Genomic DNA, 14,499 nt, shown 5'->3' on the forward strand with positions numbered 1-14,499 from the left:
CCCGACAGGGCGGTCCCGGCAGGCGCCGGGGCCGCCCTCGGTCTTTCCAGGGCCGATGCACCGTTTGGCCTTGCGCTCTGATCGCACCCGGGTGACGATGCGGTCATGGAAACCTACGACGTCATCGTCATCGGAGCCGGCCCCGTGGGCGAGAACGCCGCGGATCGGGCGCGTCGAGGAGGCCTCAGCGTGGCGCTGATCGAGGCCGAACTGGTGGGCGGGGAATGCTCGTACTGGGCCTGCATGCCGTCCAAGACGCTGCTACGTCCAGGCGCCGCCCGCGCCGCGGCGACGGGGATCCCCGGCCTGCCCGAGCCCGGCCCCCTCGATCCCGAGGCGATCTTCGCGTGGCGCGACCGCGTCACGGGCGAGGGCGACGACCAGGGCCAGGAGGACTGGCTCGAGTCCGTGGGCATCACCCTTATCCGCGGCCACGGCCGGCTGGCGGGCACACGCCGCGTCGAGGTCACCGCGGGCGAACTGCCGGAGGGCGAGACGGGGACCCGCCTCCTCGAGGCACGCCGCGCCGTCGTGGTCGCCACCGGCTCGGTCCCCATGCTCCCGGATGTACCAGGGCTCGCCCAGGCCACGCCCTGGTCATCGAGGGACGCGACGGCGGCCGATGCCGTGCCTCAGTCCCTCATCATCCTCGGCGGGGGCGTGGTGGGCTGCGAGATGGCGACGGCGTACGCGGACCTCGGCGCGCGCGTGACTCTCATCGCCCGCGGCGGCCTCCTCGGCTCCGCCGAGCCGTTCGCCGGGGCGGCTGTAGCCGACTCCCTCCGCACGGCAGGCGTCGACGTCCGCACGGGCACCCAGGTGACCCGCGTGGAGCGTCACGGCGACTCCGTCTCCGCGACCGTAGTCACCGGCGAGGGAGAAGAACAGGTCACGGCCAGCAAGATCTTGGTCGCGACGGGCCGCACCCCGCGCACCGGGGACGTGGGGCTCGAGAGCATCGGGCTCGACCCGCGGTCCGCCCTCGCGATCGACGACACGACCGCGGTGCTCGCGGTACGCGGCGACAGCGAGGACGCCCCCTGGCTCTATGCGTGCGGCGACGTCACGGGCCGGGCCGCCACCACTCACCAGGGCAAATACCAGGCACGCGTCTGCGGCGACGTGCTCGCCGCCACCTTCGGTGACGGTGACGCGACGGCGCGGGTCACGGATACCGCGCCGTGGAGCCCCCTCCGAGCTACCGCGGACCACGGCGCCCAGACCCAGGTGGTGTTCACGCGCCCGCAGGTGGCTTGGGTAGGGCTCACGCGCGCCGAGGCCGATGCCGCCGGCCGCGTGGTCGACGAGGTCGCAGTGGACATGTCCTCCGCCGCGGGCGCCGGCGTCACGCACCCCGACTACGCCGGGCGCGCTCAGCTCCTGGTCGACCGCGAGCGCCGCGTGATCGTGGGCGCCACCTTCGTCGGCCCCGACGCCGGCGAGATGCTTCATGCCGCCACCATCGCGATCGTGGGAGAGGTCACCATGGATCGCCTCTGGCATGCCGTGCCGGCGTTCCCCACCGTAAGCGAGGTGTGGCTGCGCCTGTGCGAAACGTACGGTTTGTAGGCAGGGCGACCACGGCATCGGCCGCCCACTAGCCTCGTACTCATGACCGATGCAGTGGTCCAGGTCCGTGGCCTGGTGAAGTCCTATGGCGGGGCGAGGGCGGTCGACGACCTCGACCTCACGATCGAGCGGGGCGAGGTGTTCGCGCTGCTGGGACCCAACGGTGCGGGCAAGTCCACGACCGTCGAGATTCTCGAGGGCTTTCGCACCCGCGACGGCGGCGAGGTCAGCGTGTTGGGGATCGACCCCATCATGGCGACCCGGTCCTGGCGCGAGCGGGTGGGCCTCATGCTGCAGTCCACGTCCCCGCGCTCGTTTCTGACGGCCCGCGAGGCCCTCACCCACGCGACGGCCCTGTACTCGCACCCCCGGGATGTGGACGAGACGCTCGCGGCGGTCGGGCTGACCGACAAGGCCGACGAGAAGCCGCAGGAACTGTCAGGGGGCCAGCGTCGCCGGCTCGACGTCGCGCTCGCGGTCATCGGCCGCCCCGAACTGATCTTCCTCGACGAGCCCACGACGGGGTTCGACCCCGAGGCACGCCGCCAATTCTGGCGTCTCATCGAATCCCTGACGGACGACGGCACCACCGTCGTGCTCACCACGCACTACCTGGACGAGGCGGACCACCTTGCCGACCGCATCGGCATCTTGGCCCGCGGCCGCCTGGTCGCGCTGGACACCCCCGCGGGGCTGCGCTCGCTCGCGACCGGCGCCCGGGTGTCGTGGAGCGAGGACGGCGTCACGCGCACGGAGACCACGACCGGCCCCAGCGCGTTGCTGCGCGACCTCCTGGCGCGGCACGACGGTGAGGTGCCCGGGCTTGAGGTGGTGCACCCGAGTCTCGAGGACGTCTACCTGGACCTCATCGGCCAGACGGCCGATGCCGGGGCCGAGTCGTGAGCGCCCTCACCGCACCGTCGTGGTGGTCGATGACCGCCGACCGTTTTGTGGTTGAGGTCAAGGAGTTCATGCGCTCGCGCGAGCAGATGATCTTCATCTTCTTCTTCCCGATGATCTTCCTCGCGCTGTTCGGCGCCATTTTCAACACCGACGATCTGTATGGCACCGGAGTGTCCTTCGGCCAGTACTTCCTCGCGGGCATGATCGCGTCCGGCATGCTCAACACGGGCTTCCAGTCGCTCGCGATCTCGATCTCGATCGATCGCTCCGAGGACGTGCTCAAGCGCATTCACGCCACTCCCCTGCCGCCGACGGCGTACTTCTTCGGCAAGATCCTGCAGGTGCTCGCGGTCTCCGTGGTGCAGATCGCCCTGCTCATCGTGATGGGCGTGCTCCTGTTCGACGTCACCCTGCCGCCAGACGCGTGGCACTGGTTCACGTTTGCGTGGGTGTTCATCCTGGGCCTCGCGTGCTCGACCGCCTGGGGCATCGCGACCTCGTCGCTGCTGCGCAACGGCAAGGCGGCATCGGCCATCCTCACGCCGGTGGTGCTGGTGTTGCAGTTCACCTCCGGCGTGTTCTTCGTCTTCACGGAGCTGCCCACGTGGCTGCAGCGCTTCGCCGAGATCTTCCCGTTGAAGTGGCTCGCGCAGGGCATGCGCGCCGTGTTCCTGCCCGAGCAGTTCGAGGCCGCCGAGGCCGCGGGCTCGTGGCAGTTGCCGCTCATTGCCGTGATGTTGACGGTGTGGCTGGTGGCGGGTCTGGTGATCTCGGCACGCACCTTCCGGTGGCTGCGACTCGACGATCGGTGAGCGGTTCACCTGAGGATTCACTCAGGGTCAGGTCGGCACACTCGTGGACATGAGGTACCCCACTGTTCGCACCGTCGCGGTCTCGGCAGGTTTCCTCGGGCTCACCATGATCGTCGCGGGCACCGCGACGGCGATGGCGGGCGCCCACGACGGCGGCGCGGTCGGCTCGGGCATCACGCTGACCCAGGAGGAGGGCGCGACTCCTTCCCCGACGCCGTCACAGGTTGACGCCGATGACCGGCGGGAACTCCTTCCCGGCACGCCCATCGAGATCGGGGCAGACCCCGTCATCGAATGCGACGTGGACGGCACCTGCGGCCCCGACACCAGCGGCACGCCCGCCGCCTCGGAGACATCCGACGCGGTCGGCGCGCAGGAGGTGTCGGCACAAGTCGTGTCCGCCACGACCCAGGCCGACACCGCTCCTTCCCCCGTCGGCACCGCTGGGCAGACGGCGACGCTCGGGTCCGTCCTTGCCGCATGCGACCTGCCCGAGCGGCCCGACGTCGATCGCGAAGCCACGCGCGCCGAGCATCGCGAGGCCATGCACACCTGGAAAGACGCGTTCGTGGCTGCCGCCAAGGACTGCGGGGTCGAGTTCGACCGACGCGCGGGAAGTGCCGAGCGGGAGCACCTCCACGCGGCCATCGACGCCTTCGCCGAAGCCCGGCGTGACACGCGCAACAGCGACGACAGCGACGCGGACCGCGAGCGCGCTTCGGGCCGCGATGCCCGCCAGGGTGATGACAGCCACGGTGATGACGCGCGCAGCGCCGCCCGCGGCCCGCAGGACGGGTGGTCGCGCACCGAGGGCGGCGAGCGCGCATCGGGCGCACGCGCACCGGGCGAGCGTGCGTCTGGCGAGCGTGCCGGAGCCCAGGGGCGCCGCTGACCGAGTACGGCGCGCGCACACAGACGCCTCAGGGAGGTCCCGGCTACGGCCGGGACCTCCCTTCGCGCTCCCCGCGGCGCGCTAGCGTGAGCCTTGACGATGGGAGGTCGCACATCCCCCGCTTCATGGACAAGGCGACGGGCGTGGCACAGCGCACGTCTGTGCGCGCGCGCCTGCTCACCTATTTGATCGCGCTGACTGCCGCCGCACTGCTGATCGCGGGCCTCACGGCCTGGGCCATCGAACGCGCCCGGATCGACAACCAGATCAATGAGGGCATCGCGCTGCGCACGCAGGCGTTCATCGACCTCGCCAACGATGTCGACCCCACCACCGGCGAGCCGTACGCGTCCTCGACGGACCTCATGCGCGAGGCGATGTTGCGCGTCGTCGCGAGCCCCACCGAATCCGCGGTCGCGCACGTGGGAGTGGTGGCTCGCTACGTGCCCTCGGCCCCGAGCAGGCTCCGACTCGAGGACGACGAGCAGTTCCTCGCGGAGGCCTCCGACAACGCCGCCGATACCGTCATCGTGCGCCAGGTCACCACCGACACCGCGGACTATCGCTACGCCGCCGTGCCCATCGTCGAGCCCGACGGGGAGCAGGTGGGCGTCTTCACGATTGCGACCGATCGCGGCGCGCTCCAGGCCAACCTCGCCGAGACGTTCCAGCTGTACGCGCTGGTCGCCGCCCTCGCCCTCGCGATCATCGGTGTGGTCGCGTGGACGACCGTGGGACGCACCCTGCAACCGATCGCGACCCTTGAGGCGCGCACACGTCGCATCTCGGAACATGACCTCTCGGCCCGCATCCCCGTCGAGGGACACGACGACCTCGCGCGCCTCACCACGACGGTCAACGCGATGCTGGACCGCATCGAGCGTGCCTTCGAGGATCAGCGGCGCCTGCTCGATGATGCCTCCCACGAGCTGCGCACTCCGCTCGCGATCATGCGCACCAACCTCGAGGTGCTCGAACCGCGCGACCCCGACGAGGTCGAGCGCTCGCAAAAGGACCTGCTTGAAGAGGTCTCGATGATGTCCCGCCTGGTCGACGACCTCGTGACCCTTGCGAAGTCCGACCGCCCCGAGTTCATCGACCCTGTCGAGACCGACCTCGTCGAACTCACCGAGTCGGCGTTTGCCCGCGCGAGCGCCCTAGGTGAGCGCGCATGGCAGCTCGACGGCGTCGCGCACGGCATGGTGCTCGTCGACCCCCAGCGCATCACCCAGGCGTGGCTCCAGCTCGCGGCGAACGCTGTGAAGTTCTCCCCCGACCAGTCGCGCATCCTGATGGGCTCGTCCCTCACCCCCACCCAACTGAGGCTGTGGGTGTCGGACGAGGGCGTCGGCATCCCGGCCACCAAGCACGAGGAAATCCTCGAACGCTTCCACCGGCTCGACCCCGACGTCGAGGGCTCGGGGCTGGGGCTCACCATCGTCGTCGCGATCGTCGTGGCCCACGGGGGCCGCCTCGAGCTGTTTTCCGAGCCCGGCCGCGGCTCGACGTTCACCATGATCCTGCCCAGAAACGGAGTGTCCACATGATCCGCATGCTGTTGGTCGAGGACGAGGACAAGCTCGTCGCGTCCCTCATCAAGGGTCTACGCACCGCCGACATCGACGTCGAGGCCGTCCGCACCGGTCGCGAGGGGCTCGAACGCGCGGTCGAAGGCGACCACGACATCATGGTCCTCGACATCGGGCTGCCCGATCAGGAGGGTTTCACCCTGCTGAGGCGCCTGCGTGCCACCGGCTCCGACCTGCCCGTCATCATCCTCACCGCGCGCAGCTCCGCCGAGGACACGGTGCGCGGACTTGAGCGCGGCGCCGACGACTACATGGCCAAGCCCTTCGTGTTCGACGAGTTGGTGGCCCGCATCCGCCTGCGTGCACGCAAGCCGCCCGAGGAGACTCCGGTGCCGGAGGGCGTGCTCGTGGTCGGCGCGTGCGAACTCGACCCCGTCGCTCGCGTGCTCACGTGCGACGGCGCCCCCATCCCGCTCAGCCCGCGCGAGTTCCAGCTAGCCCACCTCCTCATGACCCGCGGCGGAGAGGTGGTGCCGCGTGCCGAGGCGCTCGAACACGTGTGGGGCTCCGCGGCCCGCGACAATGTCCTCGACGTTTACATCCGTTATCTGCGTTCGCACTTGGGGCCCCACGCAATCGAGACCATCCGCGGCGTGGGCTACCGCTTCGTCGGCTAGGACCGATGCCGCACGCACCGCCCGTACGGGTGGTGCGTGGCGTCCGAGGGTCGGCCACGGCATCGGCCATATGAAGGATGTCGTGGCGGGCGATGCCGCCCTACGCTGGGCGAATGGACATCAAAACCCCGCGCTGGGTCGATGCCGCGATCGCGGCGGCCCTGCTGCTGGTCTCGGTGGCGTGGGCGCTGTCCCTGACCGAGGTGTCGCTCGAGGACTACCGCCCCATGGACGCGGCGGGCTGGACCCTCATGGCGCTGATGGTGGTGCCGCTGGTGTGGCGCCAGCGCTACCCGCGCGCCGTCTTGTGGTGCACCTTCGCGGTATGGATGCTGGTCGCCGGGCTGGGGTATGAGCCCACGCCGGCGATGCTCGGGATGTTCCTCGCTCTCTACGGCGTCGCCTCCTCCACGCCTCGCAACGTCGCGCTCACGCACGCCGCCGTGTTGCTGGCGATTGCGCTCGCGTGGACCGTGCTGGGGATTGCCACGGTGGACGGCGTGGGCGTCTACGCGCTCGTGATGGAGCCCGTCGCCATCGCCATTCCCGTCTTGCTGGGCATGAACGATCGGCGCCGTCGACAGCGTGTGACGGAGCTCGAGGTCGCCCACGCCAGGCGCGAACAGGCGGGCTACGAGGCGGCGGCCGATGCGGTGCGTGCCGAACGCGCGCGCATCGCACGCGAACTCCATGACGTGGTCGCCCACGAGATGACCGTCATGACGTTGCAGGCCGAGGGAGCGCGCCGGCGCCTGGGCGACTCGTCCCCCGAGCTACGCGACGCCCTCGCCACCATCGCGGCCTCGGGGCGCACCGGCCTCGAGGAGATGCAGCGCATGATTCGGGTGCTGAGGGCCTCCGAGCAAGAGGCCGCGGAACGCGCCGATGTGGACCGCGCGCTTGCCGGCGGCCGCGGCGCCGAGCGCGCGCCCCTGCGCGACGAGCTGTCCCCCATGCCCTCGCTGGCCGCCTTGCCGGCGCTGGTGCGCCAGGTGCGAGAGGCCGGCCTGCCCGTGACGCTCGAGATCTCCGGCTCGTCCCACGTGCCCGCGGGCGTCGAGGTCAGCGCATACCGCATTGTGCAGGAGGCCCTCACGAACGCGATGAAGCACGCGGGCCCGGGCGCGAGCGCGCAGGTCATCGTCAACAGGACGGCCGATGCCGTGCGCATCTCGGTGGAGGACGACGGCAAGGGAGTGGGCTCGGAGGGCGCGCGGGTGTCCGGCGGCCACGGCCTGGCCGGCATGGTGGAACGGGTGCAGGCGCTCGGCGGCGCACTGTCGCACGGGCCGCGCCGCGGCGGAGGTTTCGAGGTGCACGCCGTGCTGCCTTCGGGGGACGATCAGGTGACGGAGGCCGCACAGGCGGCGGAGGGTGAGGGCCGATGATTCGGGTGGCACTGGTGGACGACCAGGCGATGGTGCGGGTGGGGCTGCGCATGATCCTTGAGACCGAGGACGACATGGAGGTCGTCGCGGAGGCCGCCGACGGCGCCGACGCGGCAACGATGGTGCGGTCCTGGACGCCGGATGTGGTGCTGATGGACATCCGCATGCCCGGCATGGACGGCCTGGCCGCGACAGCCGAGGTGCTTGCCGGCAGCCCCGAGACGCGCGTGGTCATCCTCACGACCTTCGACGACGACGAATACGTCTATGAGGCGCTGCGCGTCGGGGCCTCGGGCTTCCTCCTCAAGAGCGCCGACGGCGACACACTCGTCAACGCTGTGCGCGTGGTGGCGAGCGGTGAGGCGCTCCTCGCCCCGGAGGTCACACGCCGCGTCATCGAGCGCTTCGCCGCGACGGCGCCTGCCGACCCCGCGGACCACGAGCCCAGCCCCGAGGCCATCGGGGACCTGTCGGAGCGCGAGGTCGAGGTACTCCGGCTGATCGCTCGCGGCATGTCGAACCAAGAGATCGCCCAGGAGCTGTGGGTGTCATCGACCACGGTCAAGACTCACGTGAGCCACATCCTCACCAAGCTGGGCGTGCGCGACCGCGTGCAGGCCGTGGTCGAGGCCTACGAGTCGGGCATCGTCGTCCCCCGAGGCTGAGCCGGGGGTCATCCCTGAGCAGCGGCCGTCGAAACCATTCGCGCGGCCGATGCACACGCGCGCGTGCGAGTTGGCAGACTGGGCGCGTCGACGATGACGTCTGCCCCTCCTTCCTGCCCGACGAAAGGCACCACCATGACCTCCACCGCCGCACCCGCGCTCGCGGCCTCGATGCGAGACGGCTACAAGGACTACGGCCACGGCGAGGCGGCGGTGCGCGCGCTCGACGGCGTCAGCGTCGAGATCGCGCGCAGCGAATTCACCGCGATCATGGGCCCCTCGGGCTCGGGCAAGTCGACGCTGCTGCACACCCTGGCGGGTCTCGACAAGCTCTCGGCGGGGTCCTCGACCATCGCCGACACCACCATCACGCAGCTATCCGAGGCGCAGGTCACCGAGGTGCGCCGCAAGTACATCGGGTTCGTCTTCCAGTCCTTCAACCTCATCCCCTCGCTCACGGCGCGCGAGAACATCACGCTGCCCCTCGACATCTCGGGTACCAAGGTCGACAAGGCGTGGTTCGACGAGATCATCGGCATCCTGGGCCTGGGCCAGCGGCTCACCCACCTACCCGCCGAGCTGTCCGGCGGGCAGCAGCAGCGCGTCGCCGTTGCGCGTGCGCTCGTGTCGCGCCCCGAGATCATCTTCGCGGACGAGCCGTCGGGCAACCTCGACTCGCGTTCGGGTGCCGAGCTGCTGTCATTCATGCAGCGCGCCGTCAAGGAGTTTGGCCAGACCATCGTGATGGTGACCCACGACCCGACCGCGGCGTCCTATGCCGACCGGATCCTGTTCCTTGAGGACGGCCAGATCGTCGACGAGATGCGTGAGCCGACCGCCGAGCGCGTGCTGGACCGCATGAAGCAGATGGGGCACTGATGTTCCGCCTCGCACTCAAGTCTGTACGGCACAACCCCAAGCGGCTGATCCTCACCGCCATCGCGGTGGCTCTGGGCGTCTCACTCGTCGCCGCGACGCAAACCTTCACCAACGCGCTCTCGAGCGGCTTCTCCGACCTGTTCGACGACATCTACGCGGGCACCGACATCGTCGTGGAGGTCGACCCCGACGCCACCGACGCCGACGAGGGCGGCGACCCGTTCGCCGCCGGCGACGGCATCTTCACGCCTGAGGACGTCGACGCCATCGCGGCCATCGGCGGCGTCGATATCGCGTCGGGAGGCATCCAGGTCAACGGTTCCGTGCTGGCGGCCGATGCCGGCGAGGGCGACGCTGACCCGTTCGCCTCGGCCGGTGGCGCCCCCAGCCAGATCTTTAACTTCTACGGCGACCCGCGGGTCGACCAGTCGACCGTCGTGGACGGACGCGGCGTGGAGGCCGACGGCGAGATCGTGCTCGACCTCGACTCCGTCGAGAACCTCGGATACACGTTCGGGGACTCCGTGCGTATCGCGACCGAGGCGGGCGTCGACGAATTCGAGCTGGTGGGTTCGGTGCGCTTTGGTGAGGACAACTCGCTCCAGGGCGCGACGCTTGCGTACATCTCCGACGCGGACGCCCACCGCCTCGCGGACGACCCCAACTATGCCTCCGTGAGTGTCATCGCCCAGGAAGGCGAGGACCTCGAGGCGCTGGCCGCGCGCGTCGGGGACGTGCTACCCGAGGGCACCCGCGCCCTCACCGGCGAGCAGAAGGCCGCCGAGCAGACCGAGGCTCTCGACGACGTCCTGCAGTACGTCGACATCTTCGCGATTGCCTTCGCGTTCATCTCGTTGTTCGTGGGCGCGTACATCATCGTCAACACCTTCCGCATCATCGTTACCCAGCGCACACGCGAGTTCGGGCTGATGCGGGCGATCGGCGTCACGGGACGGCAGATTCGTTCGATGATTCTGCTCGAGGCGCTCGTCGTCGCCGTCATCGCGTCGACGCTGGGCGTGGTGCTGGGCTACCTGCTGGCGCTCGCGTTCTCGTGGCTGGTGTCCCTGTTCGCCGGCGACATCTTCGGCACCATGACCCTGCCTCTCGAGGCCGTCGGATGGGCGTATGCGATGGGCGGCGCCGTCACGCTGGTGTCTGCGCTATTGCCCGCGATCCACGCCTCGCGGGTGGCCCCTATGGAGGCCCTGCGCGAGTCGGCCACCGGCGGCAAGAAGCCCCTCAAGGTGCGCAACATCGTGGGCGGCGCCCTCGCCCTGGTGGGCGCGGTGCTCGTCACCGTGGGGCTGTACGCGGGATTCGACAAGCCGTACATCTGGGTGGGCGCGGGTGCCGCGATGCTCGTCATCGGTGTCACCCTGCTGGCGGCTCAGTTGCTGTCACCCCTGGCCGGCGGCATGCGTCGCCCTCTGTCCGCCTGGTTCCGCGTCGACGGCAAACTCGCCGCCAACAACATCCAGCGCGAACCGCGCCGCAGCGCGAACACCGCGGCGGCGCTCATGATCGGCGTCATGCTGCTCGCCTTGGTCGCCACGTTCACTGAATCGCTGAAGTCCGTCGTCACGGAGGAGTTCGCCTCGACCAAGGCCGACCTCTTCGCCACTGGCGCCCAGGGCCCCGTACCGGATGGCGCAATCGACGTCATCGAGGGAGTCGATGGTGTGGCCTTCACCAGTTCGGTGGGCTTCGGCACCGCGACGTACGACGACATGGATTACGCGGTCGCCGTCCTCGACCCTGCCACCGCCGCAGAGACATACGAGTACGCGACGGACCCTGCCATTGGCGAGCTCTCGGACGGTGAGGTCTACATCAACCCCACCATCGAAGCCCTCGGCGTGGAGGTGGGCGACGAGGTCACGCTCAAGGGCCCCGAGGGAGAGGCCACGCTCGACGTGACGGGCCTGTACCTCAACGAGAACGAGGGTGCGTTCTTCGTCACCTTCCCGACGGGCGAGGACCTGTTCGGGGACGTTCAGGTGGTCCAGACACTGATTGTCTTCGACGACTCCGTCGTGGCGGATGACGCGGACACCACCGACGGGGGCGTGACGTTCTCCGAGCAGCAAGAGGCCATCCAGGACGCTCTCAGCGAGGACTTCCCGCTCGTCATCCTCGCGCAGCCCGGCCAGCTCGAGCAGCTCGCGAACCAATTCATCGACCTGCTGCTGGGCATCATCTCGGCACTGCTCGGATCGGCGCTCGTCATCGCGCTGCTGGGCGTCGCGAACACCCTGCTGCTGTCGGTCACCGAACGCACCCGCGAGATCGGTCTGCTGCGTGCCGTCGGCATGAAGCGGCGCTCGGTGTGGCGCATGATCACCATCGAGTCGATGATCATGGCCGTTTTCGGCACCCTGCTGGGCATGGTGCTGGGCGTCGCGCTCGGCTCCGCGTTGGTGCTGTCACTGGCCGACTTCGGCTTCAACGGCGTCACCATCCCGTGGGTGTGGCTGATCGTCTACACGGTGCTCGCCGCGATCGCGGGTGTGGTGGCGGCCATCTGGCCCGCGTACCGCGCGTCGCGCCTGGACATCCTGCAGGCGATCGCTGCGGACGGATAAGCCGCTCCTGTGGTGCCGCACATGGCCTCATGTGCGGCGCCACAGGGAAGGCCGTGCCGGAAATCCGGCCACCAGGAATGCGGATGGGCTCGACGGCGGCCGATGCCGGGGCCGGTTACAGGTCGACGCCCACCGTCACGGGCTCGGGCACGAGGTCCACGCCGAAGCGCGCTGCGACGCCTGCCTGAATCGCCCGGGCGAGCGCCACGATGTCGGCTGCGCTCGCCTGCCCGCGGTTCGTGAGCGCCAGGGTGTGTTTGGTCGACAACGAGGCGGGGGCATCGGCCGCTACGGCGAAACCGCGCGCAAAGCCGGCGCGCTCGATGAGCCAGGCCGCCGACGTCTTGACCATGCCCCCCGCCGCCGCGAAGCGCGGGGCGTCCTCGGGAAGGCCGGCCGCGGCATCGGCCGTCAGAAGGGGATTGGTGAAGAAGGACCCTGCCGACCAGGTGTCGCGGTCCGCGGGGTCGAGCACCATGCCCTTGGAGCGACGTAGCGCGAGGACGGCCTCGCGCACCTCGGTCAGCGGCACGCGCGCGCCCTCGGCAACGTCGAGCGCGGCCGCCAGCTGCGCGTACTTGATGGGCGCCGACAGGCTCGCCATGCGCGTGTGAAAGGTGACGTCGAGCACGATGTAGCGCGGGGTGGGACGCCAGGCGTCGCCGTCGGGGGCGAGCCCGCGCATGGATCGCTTGAGGAGCGAGTCGCGGTAGCCGAACTGGAGGGCCACGAGCGGCAACGACCGCACGCGCTCCTCAAGCCGGTCCCAGACGCGCACCAGCGCGACGGTGTCCGCGACCTCTTGGCCGTACGCGCCGACGTTCTGCACCGGCGTCGCTCCGGTCGAGCCAGGGATGCCCGAGAGAGCCTCGAAGCCCATCCAATCCTCGGCCACGGCCTGCTCGACGAGCCGGTCCCAGGGCGTGCCGGCGGTCGCGGTGATCGACAGTCCGCCACAGGCGCCATCGTTTTGCAGCGATATGTCGGCGCGTGCGTCGCGCACCACCACACCGTCGAAACCCTCGTCACCGACCAACAGGTTCGATCCCCCGCCGAGCATGAGCAGCGGGGTGCCTGCGGCATCGGCCTCACGCACGGCGTCGATGAGATCGCGCTCCGTGCGCGCCTCCACCAAGGAGCGGATGGGGCCGCCCACGCGCAGGGTGGTGAGTTCGGCGAGGGTCGTCATGGTCTCCAGCGTACGGGCGGGCGGCTAGCGGTTGCGGCCGCTCGCACCACGAGCGGGCGAGTCCGGCTCGTCCGCGATGTAGCCCGCGTAACCGGCGCCAGCCTCATCGGCCTCGAGCGCGGCACGTTCCTCCCGCCGACGGGCCAACCGCTGCGAACGAAATAACGGTGCGTCGGTACGCACGGCCCGCGCGAGGGTGAACGATGTTGCCGATGCCACCGCCACCACCAGCAACGCGTCACGCAGCGGCACCACCTCGGCGAGGAAGCCGATGAGCTGCGGCACCAGCAGGCCGGCGACGGTCGAGAAGGACGCGACGGCCGAGACACGGGCCGCGGCGCGCACGGGGTCGTCCGCCGCGGCGGAGAATGCGATGGGCACCCCGAGCGCCGCGCCGAGTCCCCACAGCACGGCGCCGACGGGAATCCATGCGAACGACGGGGCGAACGCGAACACCATCAGGCCCGCGACGACGAGGACCGCGGAGATCCTCAGGGACACCACACGGCCCACACGCGCGATGATCGGCGCGCCCGTCCAGCGCACGGACACCATCGCCACGACGAACACCCAATAGATGACGTCGCCCATGGCCTCGGGACGGCCGAAGTCGTCGACGACGGTGAGTGCCATCCACTGTGCCGCGGTCATCTCCGTCATGGACGCGGCGAACACGATGATGCCGATGAGGATGACCCGCCGCTCGCGGTACTCCGCCTTCGCGGTCGCGAAGGGCCCACCCAGGGTGGCCGATGCCGTGGCCGGCTGGGCGGAGCCGTCCAGGCAGGCGACGGGCACGATCGCGATGCGCACCACGGTGATGACGAGGGCTGCGGCAACGAAGTGCCACAGCGGCGCGACACCCGCGTGCGAGGCGAGGGCACCCACGGCGAGCGACAGCGCCATGCCGATGGAGAAGGCGCCGTGAAACTGGCTCATCACGGCCTTGCTCAGGTGGCGCTCGACGGTCGCGGCCTCGGCGTTGATGGCGACATTGATAAACGCCATCGAGAACGTCACCAGGAAATACCCGACCGAGAACAGCCACAGCTGGGCGACCTCGGTGGACAGGCCGACGAGGCCGACCGCGACCGCCCAGGTCACGCTCGACCACACCAACAACGCCCGCGTGCCAAACCGGGCGGCGGCCCATCCGGTGACGAGCAGCGCGATGAGGGACCCTACGGCGCCAGCCGCGATGAGGACCGCGAGGGTTCCCGAACTCACGCCCAACATGTCCCTGATGGTCGGCACCCGCGACAGGAACGTCGCGAGGCACGCCCCCATCAGCACAAACAACGCGAGGACGCCGAGGCGCGCCTGGGCCACCCGGGCGGGCGGCGGCATGTGCGTCGGCGCGAATCGCGGGATCGGCATGGGTGGCGGTCTCCTTCACTCGGCGCCAACGGGC

At 70.0% G+C, this 14,499-nt stretch carries 12 protein-coding genes; 10 read left to right on the plus strand and 2 right to left on the minus strand.

Annotation, left to right across the window (positions count from 1 at the left end; genetic code table 11):
- Window positions 1-105: 105 nt before the first annotated feature.
- The 10 genes from B7K24_RS00725 (at window position 106) to B7K24_RS00770 (ending at window position 11,899) form a co-directional block, all read left to right on the plus strand.
- Window positions 106-1,569: an NAD(P)/FAD-dependent oxidoreductase gene (locus tag B7K24_RS00725; protein ID WP_084127947.1), complete on the plus strand. Its 1,464-nt coding sequence runs from the start codon at window positions 106-108 to the stop codon at window positions 1,567-1,569.
- 42 nt (window positions 1,570-1,611) lie between these two features.
- Window positions 1,612-2,472, plus strand: a complete 861-nt coding sequence (locus tag B7K24_RS00730) for an ABC transporter ATP-binding protein (RefSeq protein WP_084127949.1) — start codon at window positions 1,612-1,614, stop codon at window positions 2,470-2,472.
- Complete coding sequence (locus tag B7K24_RS00735) at window positions 2,469-3,284, plus strand: ABC transporter permease (RefSeq protein ID WP_234986499.1); 816 nt, start codon at window positions 2,469-2,471, stop codon at window positions 3,282-3,284. The genes B7K24_RS00730 and B7K24_RS00735 overlap by 4 nt, the downstream gene beginning before the upstream one ends.
- Window positions 3,285-3,333: 49 nt before the next feature.
- A complete protein-coding gene (locus B7K24_RS00740) occupies window positions 3,334-4,176 on the plus strand; it encodes a hypothetical protein (RefSeq protein WP_084127951.1) in 843 nt (280 codons plus the stop codon).
- Between the two features lie 143 nt (window positions 4,177-4,319).
- Entirely contained in the window at window positions 4,320-5,723 is a 1,404-nt protein-coding gene (locus B7K24_RS00745; protein ID WP_159449089.1) for a cell wall metabolism sensor histidine kinase WalK, read from the plus strand.
- Complete coding sequence (locus B7K24_RS00750; protein WP_084127955.1) at window positions 5,720-6,382, plus strand: response regulator transcription factor; 663 nt, start codon at window positions 5,720-5,722, stop codon at window positions 6,380-6,382. Before B7K24_RS00745 ends, B7K24_RS00750 begins: the two co-directional genes overlap by 4 nt.
- 113 nt (window positions 6,383-6,495) lie before the next feature.
- Window positions 6,496-7,770: a sensor histidine kinase gene (locus tag B7K24_RS00755; RefSeq protein WP_159449090.1), complete on the plus strand. Its 1,275-nt coding sequence runs from the start codon at window positions 6,496-6,498 to the stop codon at window positions 7,768-7,770.
- Window positions 7,767-8,435 (plus strand): response regulator transcription factor, encoded by a 669-nt coding sequence (locus tag B7K24_RS00760; protein WP_084127959.1) that lies wholly within the window; start codon window positions 7,767-7,769, stop codon window positions 8,433-8,435. Before B7K24_RS00755 ends, B7K24_RS00760 begins: the two co-directional genes overlap by 4 nt.
- A gap of 135 nt (window positions 8,436-8,570) precedes the next feature.
- Window positions 8,571-9,314, plus strand: coding sequence for an ABC transporter ATP-binding protein (locus tag B7K24_RS00765; protein ID WP_084127961.1), 744 nt, complete (start codon window positions 8,571-8,573; stop codon window positions 9,312-9,314).
- Window positions 9,314-11,899 carry an ABC transporter permease gene (locus B7K24_RS00770; RefSeq protein ID WP_084127963.1) on the plus strand — a complete coding sequence of 862 codons (2,586 nt, stop codon included), beginning with the start codon at window positions 9,314-9,316 and terminating at the stop codon, window positions 11,897-11,899. The genes B7K24_RS00765 and B7K24_RS00770 overlap by 1 nt, the downstream gene beginning before the upstream one ends.
- Window positions 11,900-12,014: 115 nt before the next feature.
- Here the strand turns inward: B7K24_RS00770 and B7K24_RS00775 are convergent, their stop codons facing one another.
- Window positions 12,015-13,088: a UDP-N-acetylmuramate dehydrogenase gene (locus B7K24_RS00775; RefSeq protein ID WP_084127965.1), complete on the minus strand. Its 1,074-nt coding sequence runs from the start codon at window positions 13,086-13,088 to the stop codon at window positions 12,015-12,017.
- A gap of 24 nt (window positions 13,089-13,112) precedes the next feature.
- Window positions 13,113-14,465: an MFS transporter gene (locus B7K24_RS00780; protein ID WP_084127967.1), complete on the minus strand. Its 1,353-nt coding sequence runs from the start codon at window positions 14,463-14,465 to the stop codon at window positions 13,113-13,115.
- Window positions 14,466-14,499 lie beyond the last annotated feature (34 nt).

The organism is Demequina sp. NBRC 110055 (assembly GCF_002090135.1).
GTDB lineage: Bacteria > Actinomycetota > Actinomycetes > Actinomycetales > Demequinaceae > Demequina.

Coding starts and splice junctions, on each gene's coding strand:
- B7K24_RS00725 (WP_084127947.1), top strand. CDS start 106: ATGGAAACCTACGACGTCATCGTCATCGGAGCCGGCCCCGTGGGCGAG.
- B7K24_RS00730 (WP_084127949.1), top strand. CDS start 1,612: ATGACCGATGCAGTGGTCCAGGTCCGTGGCCTGGTGAAGTCCTATGGC.
- B7K24_RS00740 (WP_084127951.1), top strand. CDS start 3,334: ATGAGGTACCCCACTGTTCGCACCGTCGCGGTCTCGGCAGGTTTCCTC.
- B7K24_RS00750 (WP_084127955.1), top strand. CDS start 5,720: ATGATCCGCATGCTGTTGGTCGAGGACGAGGACAAGCTCGTCGCGTCC.
- B7K24_RS00755 (WP_159449090.1), top strand. CDS start 6,496: ATGGACATCAAAACCCCGCGCTGGGTCGATGCCGCGATCGCGGCGGCC.
- B7K24_RS00760 (WP_084127959.1), top strand. CDS start 7,767: ATGATTCGGGTGGCACTGGTGGACGACCAGGCGATGGTGCGGGTGGGG.
- B7K24_RS00765 (WP_084127961.1), top strand. CDS start 8,571: ATGACCTCCACCGCCGCACCCGCGCTCGCGGCCTCGATGCGAGACGGC.
- B7K24_RS00770 (WP_084127963.1), top strand. CDS start 9,314: ATGTTCCGCCTCGCACTCAAGTCTGTACGGCACAACCCCAAGCGGCTG.
- B7K24_RS00775 (WP_084127965.1), bottom strand. CDS start 13,088: ATGACGACCCTCGCCGAACTCACCACCCTGCGCGTGGGCGGCCCCATC.
- B7K24_RS00780 (WP_084127967.1), bottom strand. CDS start 14,465: ATGCCGATCCCGCGATTCGCGCCGACGCACATGCCGCCGCCCGCCCGG.